The organism is Sphingomonas profundi, from assembly GCF_009739515.1.
In the GTDB taxonomy this organism is placed as follows: domain Bacteria; phylum Pseudomonadota; class Alphaproteobacteria; order Sphingomonadales; family Sphingomonadaceae; genus Alterirhizorhabdus; species Alterirhizorhabdus profundi.
Genome location: NZ_CP046535.1, coordinates 4,492,300 through 4,506,800 on the forward strand (window position 1 = coordinate 4,492,300; position 14,501 = coordinate 4,506,800).

Genomic DNA, 14,501 nt, shown 5'->3' on the forward strand with positions numbered 1-14,501 from the left:
GCCATGGCGTTGCGCGAGGCGATTTCTTTCTGCCGCATCTGCACCGGCGGGTGTGGCACGCGGCTGACGATCGACGACGCCGATGATCGGATCGTCGCTATTCGCGCCGACCCGGAAAGTCCGCTGAGCGCCGGCTACGCCTGCTTCAAGGGCTTGCAGGCGGAGGAAGCGCACCACGGCCCGGCCCGCCTGCTGCACCCGCTGAAGCGCACGGCGGAGGGCACGCAGGTGCCGATCGCGTCGGAAAAGGCGCTGGACGAGATCGCGGAGAGGCTGGGCGAAATCATCGCCCATCATGGGCCGGAGAGCGTCGCCGTATACTGCGGCAACGGCAGCATGTTCAGCTCGGCCGCCTATGCGATGCATCGCAGCTTCCTGAACGCGATCGGATCGGATCAGTATTTCTCCACCCTGACGATCGATCAGTCCGCGAAGCTCGTCTCGTTCGGGCGCATGGGCGGGTGGACGGCCGGCTACCCCGATTTCGAGCGGATGGACGTGGCGATGCTGGTGGGCGCGAACCCGCTGGTGTCCCACGCGTCGCTCGGCTTCCTGTCAGTCGATCCGGTGAAGCGCTTGAAGCGGGCGCGGGCGCGCGGACTGAAACTGATCGTGATCGATCCCCGCCGTACCGAGACGGCGGCGAACGCGGACATCTTCCTGCAGCCCTATCCCGGGCAGGACGCGGCAATCGCCGGCGCGATCGTGCGGATGATCCTGTCGGAAGGGTGGGGCGATCGTGCCTTCCTTGATGCGCATGTCGGCGCCGGCGGCCTCGCGCGTCTGGCGGCGGCGGTGGCTCCGCTGGAGGCCGACATGGTCGAGCGGCGGGCCGGCTTGCAGGCAGGCGATATCCGGCGCGCGGCCGAGGCGATCGGCAAGGCGCGCATCTGCGGCGTCTACGGCGCCACCGGGCCGGCGATGCAGCCTTTCTCGAACCTGGCGCAGCATATGGTCGATTGCATCAACCTGGTCTGCGGTGGCTTTCTGAGGGCGGGCGACGCCGTCCACCGCGCCAACGTGATGGAGCCCGTGGCGCCGGTGACGGCAGCGGTGGTGCCCCCGCTCCGGCCCTGGGAACAGACCGGGCCGAGCCGTATCCGGGGCACGCGGACGCTCTATGGCGAGCGGCCGACCGCGACCTTGGCGGACGAGATCCTCACGCCGGGTAAGGGCCGGATCCGCGCGCTGATCCTGGGCGGCGGCAACCCGCTGACATCCTTTCCCGACCAGCGGCGCGCGGCGGCGGCGATGGGTGCGCTCGAGCTGCTCGTCGCCATCGATCCCTGGCGGACGCCGAGCACCGATCTGGCGCACTATGTGCTGCCGCCGACCATGCAATATGAGCGCGCCGATCTGCCGCTCAACCTGCCGGGCTATGCCTGCTGGCCCGGCACCTGGGCGCAATATACGCTGCCCGTCATCGCGCCGCCCGCTGGATCGGACGTGGTGCACGACTGGTATGTCTACTGGGCGATCGCCAACCGTCTCGGCCTGTCTATCCTGCATGATGGCAAGGCGCCGCTCGACATGACGCAGGCGCCGACCTGCGACGACGTGCTGGCCGCGCAGTTGACGGGCGCGCCGATCACGCTCGACGAACTGAAACGCCACCCGCACGGTCTCCACGTCGAACTCGGCGCGCAGATGGTGCAGCCGGGCGCCGACAGCGCGCAGTTCGATCCGATGCCGGACGATGTCGCCAAGGAACTGGATCGTTTCCTCGCTCGAACCGACCGACCGGGTCGGATCGAGCGCGACGGGCGCGTGTTCACCCATCTCCTGTCGACCCGCCGGATGCGCGATCTTTTCAACAGCAACGGCCGCGCGGTGCGCAGCGTGCGGCGGCGCACGCCCTACAATCCGGCCTATATGCACCCGGACGATCTGGCGGCGCTCGATCTGGCGGAGGGCGATCTGATCGCGCTCGAATCGGCTTTCGGCAAGGTCGTCGCGGTTGCCGGACGTGATCCTGCGGTGCGGCGCGGCGTCGTCTCGATGGCCCACGGATGGGGTGATGCGCCGGGATCGCAGGCCGACCCGCGCGAGACGGGCGGCGCGGTGAACGCGCTGATCGATGCCGACCGGCACTTCGAGGCGGTGAACGCCATGCCCCACATGTCGGCCGTGCCGATCACCATCACGCCGATGCGCCAGACCGTGGCGGCGCTGCAGGAGCCCGACGAGCAGGTGGCGTCATGCGGCACAGCCTCCAGCGTCACGGCCTGATCGCCGGAATGCGCTAGCATCGGAGGTGGACTGGCGACGAGCCGGTGGAGAGGACGATGGACGATAGGGATGCCGTCGCGCTGCGGCGACTGCTCGACAAGGAAGCGATCCGCGACGCGTCTCTCGCCTATACGCGTGGGATCGACCGGCATGACGACGAGATCATGGCTCGCGCCTATCATGCGGACGCGACGGACGATCACGGCGCCTATATCGGCGATCCGGCCGGTTTCATCCGCCACGCGCGCGAGGGGCATGGCCGCAACTGGACGGCGCATCACCATTATATCACCAACCAGACGATCGATCTGGACGGCGACACGGCGCACGTCGAGACCTATTTCCTCGCCGCGTTGCGCCGCGGTGATGGCTCGATTGATCTGGTCGGCGGTCGCTACGTGGATCGGTTCGAGCGGCGTGAGGGGCGCTGGGCCGTGGCCGATCGTGCCTGCCTGGTCGAGTGGAACGGCGAATTGTCGCCGGCCCAGGCGGCGATAGACCCGGACATGTTCCTGAAAGGGCGATGGGACCGCCAGGACATTTCCTACCAGCGCCCGCTCCGGTTGGACCGGCCGGCGCGCGACCTCGCTTTGTGAGCGGCTCGGACGGGCGGATGGCGATGCCACTGGACGCGGCCGGCGTTTCACGCGAGGAGGCGATGGCCGGACTTTTCACGCCGTTCCGGTTGAGACAGCTCGTGCTGCCGAACCGCATCGTGATGGCGCCGATGGGGCGGTGCTTCGCCACCGACGGCGTGCTGGCGGACGGTTATGCCGACTATTTCCGCAAGCGGGTGGAAGGCGGCGTCGGCCTGATCCTGGGCGAGGCGAGCAGCGTGGCCGACGAGGGCAGCTCCAACCCCACCTCGCCCCGTTTCTACGGCGACGCCGCGCTGGAGGCGTGGCGCGCACCGATCGCGGCGGTACACGCCGCCGGCGGAGCCTTCATGCCGCAGATCTGGCATGCCGGCCTGGCCCGCGCACCCGGCACCGATCCGTTTCCGGACCTGCCTTCGATCGGACCTTCCGACTGGTATATCCCGAACACGGACGAGCAGCTGCGCCCGCGCCCCGGCCATGTCTATGGCAATCCGATGAGCGAGAGCCAGATCGCGGACGTGATCGCCCGTTTCGGCGAGGCGGCGGCACACGCCCAGCGGCTGGGTGCAGACGGCGTGGAGATCCACGGCGCGCACGGCTACCTGATCGATCAGTTCTTCTGGCCGACGATGAACCGCCGGACCGACGACTATAACGGATCGCTGCGGGACAGGACGCGGTTCGGCGCGGAGGTGGTGCGCGAGATACGGCGGCGCACGGGAGCGGATTTTCCGATCCTCTTCCGCTTCTCGCAGTGGAAGCTGCAGGACTATGATGCGCGCACGGTGAATTCACCGGAGGAGGTGGCGGATCTGGTGGAGCCGCTGGCCGAAGCTGGCGTCGACCTGTTCCACGTTTCGGTCAGGCGCTTCTGGGAGGCGGCCTTTACGGGCAGCGATCTCACCCTGTCAGGCTGGACGCGGAAGCTCTCCGGACTGCCGACGATGACGGTGGGATCGATCACGCTGGATCAGCCCTTCGGCGTCGGCACGGACGACTATGCCGAACATTTCACGAAGGCCGACGCCAGCCAGCATCTCGATTTCTCCCGGCCTGCCTCGATGGATCGGGTCCTCGACCTGTTCGCCAAAGGCGAATTCGATCTGATCGCGATCGGGCGGGCGCTGCTCAGCAATCCGGACTGGGCGCGGATCGTGCGGGAGGGGCGCTTCCATGATCTGAAGCCTTACAGTCGCGATGTGCTGGGATCCCTCGCATGAACCCTGCCATCCCCGCCCTGTTCGATCTGGGGGGCAAGACCGCGATCGTCACCGCCGCCGGTCAGGGCATGGGGCGTGGCATCGCCCAAAGGCTTGCGGAGGCGGGGGCGAACATCGTGATCTTTCACCGTCACCGCGATGCGGCTGAGACTGTGGCAGTGGACCTGCGCGCGCTCGGCGTCGAGGCCATCGCGGTGACGGGCGACGTGACGGATCTCGTCGCGCTCGACGATCTCGTCGCCGCCACTATCGATCGCTTCGGCGCAGTCGACATATTGGTGAACAATGCCGGCGGCATGCACCCCTTCACCCCGTTCCTTGATGTGACGCCGGAAATTTGGGCGGCGACGACCGACCGGAACATGAAGGGCACCTACTTCCTGACACAGAAGGTGGCGCGAACGATGGTGGCGGCCGGCCGCCCCGGCAAGATCGTCAACATCGCATCGACGGCGGCATTCAAGCCCGATTACCAGCTAGCCGCCTATAACGCCGCCAAGGCCGGCGTCATCTCGCTCACCCGCTCGATCAGCGTCGAACTCGCGCCGCATCGCATCCTCGTCAACAGCGTGGTGCCCGGCCCGATCCGCACCACCGCGACCGAGGCGGTCTATGCCGACCCCGCGATCGCCGCAATGGTGAAGCAGCGCGTGCCGCTGGGCGGGCCAGGCGACCCGCAGGACATCGGCAATGCCGTGCTGTTCTGCGCCAGCGCCGCATCCGATCACATGACGGGCGGGATGATCGTGATCGACGGGGGCTTCATGTGGTCGTGATGCGCGCGTGCCAGTGTCCGAGCGGGGTATGACGGGTCGTCTCGCCGGCAGGACGGCGATAGTCCTGGGCGCATCGCAGCGCGGCGGATCCGGCTGGGTGGTGGCGGAGACGCTGGCGCGCGAGGGCGCCGATGTGTCGGTCGCCGCGCGACGTCTCGACAAGGTGGAGGAACTGGCGCGCGAGATCGGCGGCACTGCCTACCGCTGCGATGCGGCCCGCGAGCCGGAGGTGCGCGCCTTCGTCGAGGCGGTAGCGGCGAAGGCGGGCCATATCGATCTCGCCGTCGCCGCCGTCGGGCTCGGCAGCCTCGGCTTGATCGACGAGACGGAAGACGACAAGCTACAGGAGGCGTTCGGCGCTAACTTCTTCGGCCCGTTCCATTTCGTCCGGCATTGCGCGCGGCACATGGTTGAGGGCGGATCGGCCGTGCTGTTTTCCAGCATCGCCTCGACCAGCGTCTTCCCCGGCAGCGTGGCCTATTCATGCGCCAAGGGAGCGCTCAACACGTTCGTGCGCTACGCGGCGGTGGAATATGCGCCGCGCCGGATCCGGGTGAACGGCCTGAAGGCGGGAATGCTCGAAGGGCCGCACGCGCGCCGCTGGCGCAGGGCCGGCATGTTCGAGCAATTATTGAAGGAGGTTCCGCTCGGCGAGCCGGTGACGCCCGAGGAACTGGCGGCGATGATCGTGTGGCTGGCGACGGACGCGCGCTCCATCACGGGCGAGGTGATCCACGTGGACGGCGGCAACCACCTGCGACGACAGCTCTTCCCGGAAGAGCTGGTCGGCGAGGGGCTGGCCTCGATGGGGCGGCGGCGACCGGCCGGCGACGATGCGCAACGCTAGGCAGCCGGGCATCCCGTTGCGGTTCATGGTATCGAGCGTGGTGATCGCGGCAGTGGCCGTCGTGGCCCCGGCCGTTGTCCCATCGCAGCCATCGATCGAGGCGCGGCTGGCGGACGATGCCGCCGGCGCGGACTGGGCCGCGTTCGGACGGACCTATGGCGAGCAGCATTACAGCCCCTTGCGAGAAATAGATGGCGACACGGTCGGGCGTCTCGGCCTCGCATGGTCGCTGGACCTGCCGCCGGGCAATTCGGTGACGGGGCCTCTGGCGGTGGACGGCGTGCTGTATTTCGCCGCCGGCTACAGCGTCGTCCGCGCGGTGGACGCGGCGAGCGGGCGGCTGCTCTGGACGTTCGATCCGCATGCGCCGGAGGCGGCCGGCACGCGGCTGCGGCAGGGGTGGGGGAGCCGGGGCATCGCTTGGTGGAACGGGCGCATCTATACCGGCACGCAGGACGGCCGGCTGATCGCGATCGACGCGCGGACGGGGCGACAGCTGTGGAGCGCCATGACGCTTGAAGCGGGCGACGACCGCTTCATCAGCGGGCCGCCCCGCGTCTTCGCCGGCAAGGTGGTGATCGGCCACGGCGGCGCGGACTCCGGCGCGACGCGCGGCTACGTGACCGCCTACGACGCCGCGAGCGGCCGGAAGCTCTGGCGCTTCTGGACGGTGCCCGGCAACCCCGCCAACGGCTTCGAGAATGCGGCGATGGCGATGGCCGCACGCACCTGGGCCGGCCGGTGGTGGACGCATGGCGGCGGCGGCACCGTATGGAATGCGATCACCTACGATCAGGCGACAGACACGCTGTTCATTGGCACCGGCAACGGTGCGCCGTGGAATCGCAAGATCCGCAGCGCGGACAAGGGCGACAATCTGTTCCTCAGCTCGATCGTCGCGCTGGATGGCGGCACCGGGCGCTACAAGTGGCATTATCAGGTCAATCCCGGCGAGACCTGGGACTACAACGCCGCGATGGACATGCAGCTGGCCGACCTGATGATCGGCGGGCGGTTGCGCAAGGTGTTGCTGCAGGCGCCCAAGAACGGCTTCTTCTACGTGCTGGATCGGATCAGCGGCAAGCTGATATCCGCGGCAAAGATCACGCGGGTCAGCTGGGCGAGCCGGATCGACATGGCCACCGGCCGCCCGGTTGAAACGCCGGGCGCGCGCTTTCCGGGCGGGCACCCGTTCGAACTCTGGCCGGGGAACATGGGGGCGCACAGCTGGATGCCGTCCGCGTTCAGCCCGCGCACCGGGCTCGTCTATATTCCGGTGCGGGATACGGCGAGTTCCATCGGGGATGCCGGCATCACCCCGGCCAACTGGCGCTTCCGGCCCGGCAACCAGCCGAACATCGCCGTCAATCTCGGCGTCCGGCCGATCGCGGACGCGGCGAGCGACAACAGAAGCCGCCTGCTCGCGTGGGATCCGGTAGCGCAGCGCGCGGCATGGTCGCTGCCGACGCCCGGTGCCTGGAACGGCGGTATTATGGCGACAGGCGGCGGGCTGGTGTTCCAGGGTCATGTCGACGGCTCGTTCAACGCCTATCGGGACACGGACGGCACCCGCGTCTGGACCTTCGCCGCCGGCGCGCCGATCCTCGCCCCGCCGATCAGCTACCGCGCGAACGGCCGCCAATATGTAACGGTGCTGACCGGCGCCGGCACCGCAGCGACGCTGAACCAGCGCGAGATACCCTTCGCGATCGACCATCGGACGCAGGCGCGGCGCGTTCTCACCTTCGTGCTCGATGGCAAGGCGGTGCTGCCGAAGGTCGATCCGTCGGCGCGGACGATGCCGGATGATCCCGGCTTTGCGCCGAACGTCGCGTCGGCCGGCCGAGGGGCGGCGCTGTTCGTCCACTGCATGGTGTGCCACGGCGTCGGCGCGGTGGCGGTGGGGGCTGCGCCGGACCTCCGCGCATCGGCGATACCGCTCGATCGGGACGCCTTCGCGCAGGTCGTCAGAGGCGGGGCGCTGGTGCCGGCGGGCATGCCCCAGTTCGCCGAGTTCCGCGACGGCGACCTGGCCGATCTGCGTCAGTATATCCGCACCGAAGCGGCGGCGGCGCGGACCATGCCGATTAGGCCGGCAGCGCGCTGACGCCCGAAGTCGTCGAATCAGGCAGGCCGATCATCGTGCGCAGCAGCGCGTAGCAGCGCGAAAGGTCTTCATCGGCGGAAGGCAGCGCGCGTCGCATCGACAGGAAGCCGTGCACCATGCCTGCCGCCTCGACGAACAGGGTCGGCACGCCTGCCGATACCAGCGCGGCGGCATAGGCGCGGCCCTCGTCCCGCAGCGGATCGAGCGCGGCGGTGACGAGGAGGGTGGGAGGCATCCCGTGGTGCGGCCCGGCGAGCGGAGAGGCGCGCCGGTGCGACCGGTCCGCGCCGTAGCAGTCGAGGAACCAGCGCATGTCCTCCCGCCGCAGCAGATGATCCTCAGCGAAGGCAGCGTAGGATGGCGCCTCCGCCCGCAGATCGGTAACGGGATAGAGCAGCCATTGCGCCGCCACCGGGACGGATGCCGGCCTGTCGCGCAGCGCCATCGCGGTGACGGCGGCGAGGCAACCGCCGGCGCTGTCTCCCGCCAGCACCAGCCCGGTCACGGCGAAGCCGAGGCCCGGCAGGTCCGCCACCGCACGCGCCGCCGCCTCGCAATCATCCGGCCCCGCCGGCCACGGATGCTCGGGCGCCAGCCGATAATCGACCGAGAGGACGGGCAGATCGAGACGCCGGGCGATGACGCCGCACGCGCCGGCATAAGTCTCCAGATCGCCGATGACGAACCCGCCGCCGTGCAGGAACAGCATGATCGGGGAGGGGCCACGAGACGGTCGGTGGTCAAACAGGCGCAGCGCGATCTCGCCGCCATCTGTTCGCTGGATCGCCAGTCTTTCGTCCCGCGCGATCGGCTCCGGCGGGATATCGAACAGCGCGCCCATCGCCGCCATCCCCGCCCGCGCCTTTGCCGCGCCGACCGCCGCGAAGGATGGTGCGTCCTGCGCGGCGAGCAGATCCAGCAGCGCCCGCACATCCGCCCGCATCGCAGGTGTTCCGTCTTCCGCTCCGGCCATCATGCCGCTCCTCATACCCGATGGATGGGCGTGCCGTACGCCGCTTTACCGCGATTTCTTCAGGTCTAAAGCCGTGCTGCGCCGCCGCAATGCGTCCACAGTCACGGAAGACTGAGTGCAGAGAATAGCCGCTCTTCCCATGGTTGAGAATCGAAAGGTGGCGGTCGAACATCGCAATCAGCAAGGCTCGGCAGCGGTCCGCGTCTGTGGGTAAGCCTTTTCCGACGGAATGAGCGGCACGCGATGCCGCCGGCGCGACGATCAATAAGGCGAGGATCGAGATGAACGGTGTCACGCGGGATCTTTCGAGCGCGGACCTGATCCGGCACCCCGATCGGTTCTTTATCGGCGGCGAATGGGTCGCTCCTTCATCCGGCGCCACGATAGACGTGATTACCCCATCGACCGAAGCCCTGTTCGTGACCGTGGCCGAAGCGCAGGAGGCGGACATGGACCGCGCCGTGGCAGCGGCGCGACATGCCTTCGACAGCGGCGAGTGGCGGCGGCTGAGCCATGCCGAGCGCGGCCGCTACGTGCGCGCGCTCGGCGATGCGCTACGTGCCCGCGCCGACGATGTGGTGCGGATCTGGACCAACGAGATGGGCGTGACCCGCACGATGGGACATGGCGCGCTGCACATCGCGCTGGACGCCTACGAGCAATATGCCGACATGGCGGAGACGTTCCCGTTCGAGGAGCGTCATCCGGCCAAATGGGGCGGCAGCGTGGGGCTGCTGGTGCGCGAGCCGGTCGGTGTGGTCGGAGCGATCATCCCGTGGAACGCGCCGCCCGTCCTGATCGCGTACAAGATCGCGCCGGCGCTGCTCGCCGGCTGCACGGTGATCTTGAAGGCTTCGCCGGAGGCGCCCGCCTCGGCGCTGATCGTGGCGGAGATGGCCGAGCAGATCGGGCTGCCGCCGGGTGTGCTCAACGTCGTCACCGCCGACCGCGCGGTATCGGAGTTGCTCGTCCGGCATCCGGACGTGGACAAGATCACCTTCACCGGATCGAGCGCCGCCGGCAAGGCGATCGGCGCGATTTGTGGCGAGCGGATCGCACGGTGCACGCTGGAGCTGGGCGGCAAGTCCGCCGCTGTGATACTCGACGATTACGACGTCGATATGGTGGCGGATGCGATCTCCGGGTCGGCGCGGGTCATGACCGGGCAGGTCTGCTCGTCCATCACGCGGGTGGTCGTGGGCCGCGCGCGGCACGATGCGTTCGTCGATGCGCTGGCCGATCGCTTCGGCACGATCCGGGTCGGCGATCCGTTCGCGGAGACGACCGACATGGGGCCGCTTGCGATGCGGCGGCAGCGCGAGCGGGTGGAGCAATATATCGAAGCGGGGCTGGCGGGTGGCGCCAGGCTAGCCTGTGGCGGCCGCCGGCCGACCAGCCTCGATCGCGGTTTCTTCATCGAGCCGACGGTGTTCGGCGGGGTGAGCAACGACGCGACGATCGCCCGCGAGGAGATATTCGGTCCGGTCATCAGCGTGATCCCTGCGGATGACGAGGCCCAGGCAGTCGCCATCGCCAACGATACGGTCTTCGGGCTGAACGCATCGGTGTTCACCAACGATCCGGATCGCGCTTATTCGGTCATGCGCGAGCTGCGCTCCGGCACGGTCGGGCATAACGGCGTGCGCGGCGATTTCTCGATCGCGTTCGGCGGCTTCAAGCAGTCCGGCATCGGCCGCGAGGGCGGCGTGGAGGGGCTGCTGCCGTTCCTCGAGAGCAAGACGATGATCATGGACGGGGAGCCCACGCACCTGCGCCGCTGAAACACGCCACGATGCGCCGCGAAGGCGCACCGGCGATCTTTCGATAACAAACAAGAGGGGATGAAGATGACGGAGGGCAAGATCATTCGGCTGCTGGCGGGCACCGCGATGGCGGTGGTCGCATGGGCAGGCGCGGCGGCGCAGACCCCCAACGCGGCACCCGTCGAACCGCAGGAGCCGGGCGCCAGCGCGACGGCGGCGGTGGCGGCCAAGCCCAGCCCGACCGTGGAGAACGGCGACATCGTCGTCACCGCCCGCAAGCGCGACGAAACCTCGATCTCGGTGCCGGTGGTCGTCACGGCGGTCGGCTCGGCCGAGCTGTCGCGCCGCGCGATCAACAATCTGGATGGCATCGCGCGCATCGTGCCGCAGCTCATCATCGGGCCGCAGGGCGGCAGCGTGCAGGGCGGCAACATCGCCATCCGCGGCATCAGCGGACCGGATTCGAATCCGTTCGGCGATCAGGCGGTGTCGTTCAACGTCGATGGCGTGCAGGTGGCGAAATCCAGCGTCCGCCGGATGAGCGACATCGATATCGCGCAGGTCGAGGTGCTGAAGGGCCCGCAGGCCCTGTTCTTCGGCAAGAACAGCCCGGCCGGCATCGTTTCGATCCGCACCGCCGACCCGACACAGTCGCTGGAGGCGAAGCTCTCCGCCGGCTATGAGTTCTATGGACGGGAGAAACGCTTGGAAGGCTATGTCTCCTCCCCGCTCACCGAGACGCTGGGCATCCGTTTCGCCGGCTACTTCAGCGATCTGAACGGATATGTGAAGAACGACATACCGGACAACGCCTATGTGAAGGGCTCGTCGCGGGATCGCTCGCCGGTGACGCGGGATTATGCCGGCCGCGTGACGCTGAAGTGGGAACCCGACGACAGGTTCAGCGCCCGCCTGAAGATGAGCTATGCGCGGACCCGCACCGACGGCCCTGCCAACACGGTCGAATATATCAGCTGTCCGTTCGGCGCGCCGCAGAGCGGTTCGATCGACGATTGCCGGCCCAACGGCCACTCGATCACGCCCGGCTCAGGGCCGGTACTCGGCACGATCAACCCGATCTTTGGCGACGGTCGCAACTTCCTGCGCCAGAATCAGGTGCTCGGCGGGCTGGAGCTGAACTACAAGCTGTCTGACGACGTGCAGCTCACCTCGGTTTCCGGCCTGTACTACGTCAAGCTGCTGCAGGCGCAGAATTACGAGAACGATTATTCCATCGCGTTGCCGAGCACCAACAACCTGAAGGATCGCGAGCTTTCGCAGGAAATCCGCTTGCAGAGCAGTTTCGACGGTCCGTTGAACTTCACGGCTGGCGTGTACTTCTCCGATACGCGGGCCACCACCGGATCGACCACCTACGTGTTCGCCACCGAGGCCAGCGGGCAATTGTCGCTGACCGCGAACGGGCTGGGTTTCATCCCGCTGCGCACGCCGTTCCAGATCAACAATTATCGGCTGCGGCAGGACGGTCAGGCCTATTCCGCTTTCCTGCAATTGGCCTACAAGCCGGCCGAGACGATCGAGATCGATGTCGGCGGGCGCTATTCCTACGAGAAGAAGAAGATACCCTATATTCTGGATGGCGGAGTGGGCGCCAATCCCTTCGGCTTCAATCCGTTGACGTCCGCCGATCTGGTGACGATCGATCCAACCAAGGACAGCTGGAACGACTTCTCGCCGGAAGTCACGGCTTCCTATCGGCCGAGTCAGCAACTGACCCTGTTTGGATCGTACAAGCACGGCTTCCTGTCCGGCGGCTTCAATTCCAGCTCGGTCAACTTTCAAAGCGCGGGCGACATCAGCTACGATCCGCAGACAATCAAGGGCTTCGAGGCCGGCGTGAAGGCGCTAGTGGCGGACAATCGCCTGCGGATCAACGCGGCCGTCTACACCTACAAGGTCTCGGACCTGCAGGTGACAAACTTCACCAACGCGACCAGCACGATCCGCAACGCGGGCGCGGTGAAGATCCATGGCGCGGAGATCGACTTCAACTACCGCACCCCGCTGGACGGTCTTACGCTGAACGGCGCCGCCTCCTACAACAAGGGCAAATATTCCAGCTTCCCGGGCGCGCCCTGCTATAACGGCCAGACCCCGGCGCAAGGGTGTAACATCGTCAACGGCAATCCGGTGCAGGATCTCGACGGCACGGAGCTGATCCGCGCGCCCAAATGGGGCCTGAGCGGCGGGATCAACTATGATGCGCCGATCGGCGACACGTACAAGCTGGGCGCGTCGGTGAACGGCACCTACAGCAGCAGCTATCTGACGGACGCGACCTCCGCCCCGCAGAGCCGCATGCCGAAATATGCCCTGCTTGACGGGACGCTCCGCTTCGGCCCGTCCAACGATGCATGGGAACTGGCGCTGATCGGTCGCAACCTTACCGACAAACGATACTTCGTCGCCTCGCCGAACGTGCCGTTCACGGGAAGCGGCACGGGCACCGCCGCCGGCGTCCTGGGCGATCGTTACGCCGCGCTGAGCCGCGGCCGCGAGATCATGGCCCGTGTCAGCGTCAAGTTCTCGCGTTGAGCGGCAGGGAGGACCAGATGAGCGTAGCGTTGAACGCGGAGCCGAATTCGGCGGAGGCGATAACCGCCGCCTTCCGTTCCGAACAGCATGACGAGCAGGTGACGCGGGCCGATCAGGTGCCCAAATCCTATGGATCGATCACCCCGGCCTGGCTGACGGACGTGCTGTGCGGTGATGCGCCGGGTGCGCGGGTGGAATCCCATCGCTTCGACGAGCGGGACGACGGATCGTCCAACCGCCGCCGCATCTTCCTCACCTACAACGACGCCGGGCAGGTGGCGAGCCTGCCTTCCACCGTCTTCTGCAAGGCGGCCGAGGCGCTGGAGAACCGCCTCGTGCTCAGCCTTTCCGGCGCTGCGCAGATAGAGGCGGACTTCTACAATCTGGTGCGCGGGCGCCTTGATATCGAGGCGCCGGTCGGGCTCTACGCCCAGTTCGACCCGGAGACCTATGCCTCGCTCATCATGATGCGCGATCTCGGCAGCAGCGTCCGTTTCTGCGACGATCGGACCCACATGGATTTCGACCATGTGGCATCGCAGATGCGGACGTTGGCGGGGCTGCATTCGCGTTTCTACGAGAGCCCCGAACTCGGCGGCAGCACGCTGCCGTTCCGCACCTGGCCCGACTGGTGGCGGAACATGATGACGGTTTCCCCGGACTTCGCCTCCTCGTGCGACGTCGCGTTCGGCCAAGCCGAGCCGCTGATGCCGGAGCGGCTGTTCCGCCGCCGGGCGGAGATCTGGCCCGCGACGGATGCCTCGGTCGAGCGGCATCGCGCTTTGCCCCGCACGCTGATCCACTGCGACGTCCACCTGAAGAACTGGTATATCGCGGCGGACAAGAGGATGGGCCTCAGCGACTTCCAGATCGTGAGCGTCGGCCACTGGTCGCGCGACGTGATCTATACGATGACCACCGCGCTGACGATCGAGGATCGGCGGCGCTGGGAGAAGGATCTCGTTCGCTACTATCTCGATCAGATGGCGGAGCGTGGCGTTCCGCGCACGTCGGAGGACGAGGCGTGGGCCGCGCTGCGCCAGCAGCTGATGACGGCGCTCGCCTTCTGGACGATCACGCTCGTGCCGGCCGAGGGCATGCCCGCGATGCAGCCCGAGCGTACCACGCACGAGTTTCTCCGCCGGCTGCTCGCCGCGATCGACGATCACGACGTGCTCGACAGCTTCTGACGCGAACGGAGAAGGCGATGAAGGTAGCCGTCATTGACGAACGATGCGTCGGCCATGGCATGTGCTGGCTGGCCTGTCCCGACATGTTCGAACTGAGCGACGAGGATGGCCACGCCCACGCCCGCCACGAGGATGTGCCGCCAGAACTGGAGGAAGCCGTGAACCAGGCGGTGCGCGGGTGCCCCGAGCAGGCGATCGTGACGAGCCTTTGACGATGGGTGCCGCGACGCGCGGAGGATGA

11 protein-coding genes are annotated in these 14,501 nt (G+C 67.5%); 10 read left to right on the top strand and 1 reads right to left on the bottom strand.

Annotation, left to right across the window (positions count from 1 at the left end; genetic code table 11):
* Positions 1–3: 3 nt before the first annotated feature.
* The 6 genes from GNT64_RS21235 to GNT64_RS21260 are packed head-to-tail and all read left to right on the top strand — an operon-like array spanning position 4 to position 7,778.
* Positions 4–2,229, top strand: a complete 2,226-nt coding sequence (locus tag GNT64_RS21235; RefSeq protein WP_156681294.1) for a molybdopterin-containing oxidoreductase family protein — start codon at positions 4–6, stop codon at positions 2,227–2,229.
* Between the two features lie 56 nt (positions 2,230–2,285).
* Positions 2,286–2,825 (top strand): nuclear transport factor 2 family protein, encoded by a 540-nt coding sequence (locus GNT64_RS21240; RefSeq protein WP_156681295.1) that lies wholly within the window; start codon positions 2,286–2,288, stop codon positions 2,823–2,825.
* Between the two features lie 17 nt (positions 2,826–2,842).
* A complete protein-coding gene (locus tag GNT64_RS21245) occupies positions 2,843–4,048 on the top strand; it encodes an oxidoreductase (RefSeq protein ID WP_231639146.1) in 1,206 nt (401 codons plus the stop codon).
* Positions 4,045–4,824 (top strand): SDR family NAD(P)-dependent oxidoreductase, encoded by a 780-nt coding sequence (locus GNT64_RS21250; RefSeq protein WP_156681296.1) that lies wholly within the window; start codon positions 4,045–4,047, stop codon positions 4,822–4,824. The genes GNT64_RS21245 and GNT64_RS21250 overlap by 4 nt, the downstream gene beginning before the upstream one ends.
* Before the next feature lie 28 nt (positions 4,825–4,852).
* Entirely contained in the window at positions 4,853–5,671 is an 819-nt protein-coding gene (locus tag GNT64_RS21255) for an SDR family NAD(P)-dependent oxidoreductase (RefSeq protein ID WP_156681297.1), read from the top strand.
* Positions 5,658–7,778 carry a PQQ-dependent dehydrogenase, methanol/ethanol family gene (locus GNT64_RS21260; RefSeq protein ID WP_231639147.1) on the top strand — a complete coding sequence of 707 codons (2,121 nt, stop codon included), beginning with the start codon at positions 5,658–5,660 and terminating at the stop codon, positions 7,776–7,778. The genes GNT64_RS21255 and GNT64_RS21260 overlap by 14 nt, the downstream gene beginning before the upstream one ends.
* On the opposite strand, the gene GNT64_RS21265 is transcribed toward GNT64_RS21260, so the two are convergent.
* Positions 7,759–8,751: an alpha/beta hydrolase gene (locus GNT64_RS21265; RefSeq protein ID WP_156681298.1), complete on the bottom strand. Its 993-nt coding sequence runs from the start codon at positions 8,749–8,751 to the stop codon at positions 7,759–7,761. The genes GNT64_RS21260 and GNT64_RS21265 overlap by 20 nt on opposite strands.
* A 281-nt stretch (positions 8,752–9,032) precedes the next feature.
* Here GNT64_RS21265 and GNT64_RS21270 point away from each other — a divergent pair, with 281 nt between their 5' ends.
* From GNT64_RS21270 to GNT64_RS21285, 4 genes are read left to right on the top strand one after another with little or no spacing between them, the layout of a single operon-like run.
* The gene (locus GNT64_RS21270) at positions 9,033–10,532 is read left to right on the top strand and encodes an aldehyde dehydrogenase (RefSeq protein WP_156681299.1); all 1,500 of its coding nucleotides are present in this window, start codon (positions 9,033–9,035) and stop codon (positions 10,530–10,532) included.
* Positions 10,533–10,592: 60 nt separating this feature from the next.
* Positions 10,593–13,070 (top strand): TonB-dependent receptor, encoded by a 2,478-nt coding sequence (locus tag GNT64_RS21275; protein ID WP_156681300.1) that lies wholly within the window; start codon positions 10,593–10,595, stop codon positions 13,068–13,070.
* A 17-nt stretch (positions 13,071–13,087) separates the two neighbouring features.
* Positions 13,088–14,260, top strand: coding sequence for a phosphotransferase (locus GNT64_RS21280; RefSeq protein WP_197277185.1), 1,173 nt, complete (start codon positions 13,088–13,090; stop codon positions 14,258–14,260).
* 17 nt (positions 14,261–14,277) lie between these two features.
* Positions 14,278–14,472 carry a ferredoxin gene (locus GNT64_RS21285; protein ID WP_156681302.1) on the top strand — a complete coding sequence of 65 codons (195 nt, stop codon included), beginning with the start codon at positions 14,278–14,280 and terminating at the stop codon, positions 14,470–14,472.
* Positions 14,473–14,501: the final 29 nt, after the last annotated feature.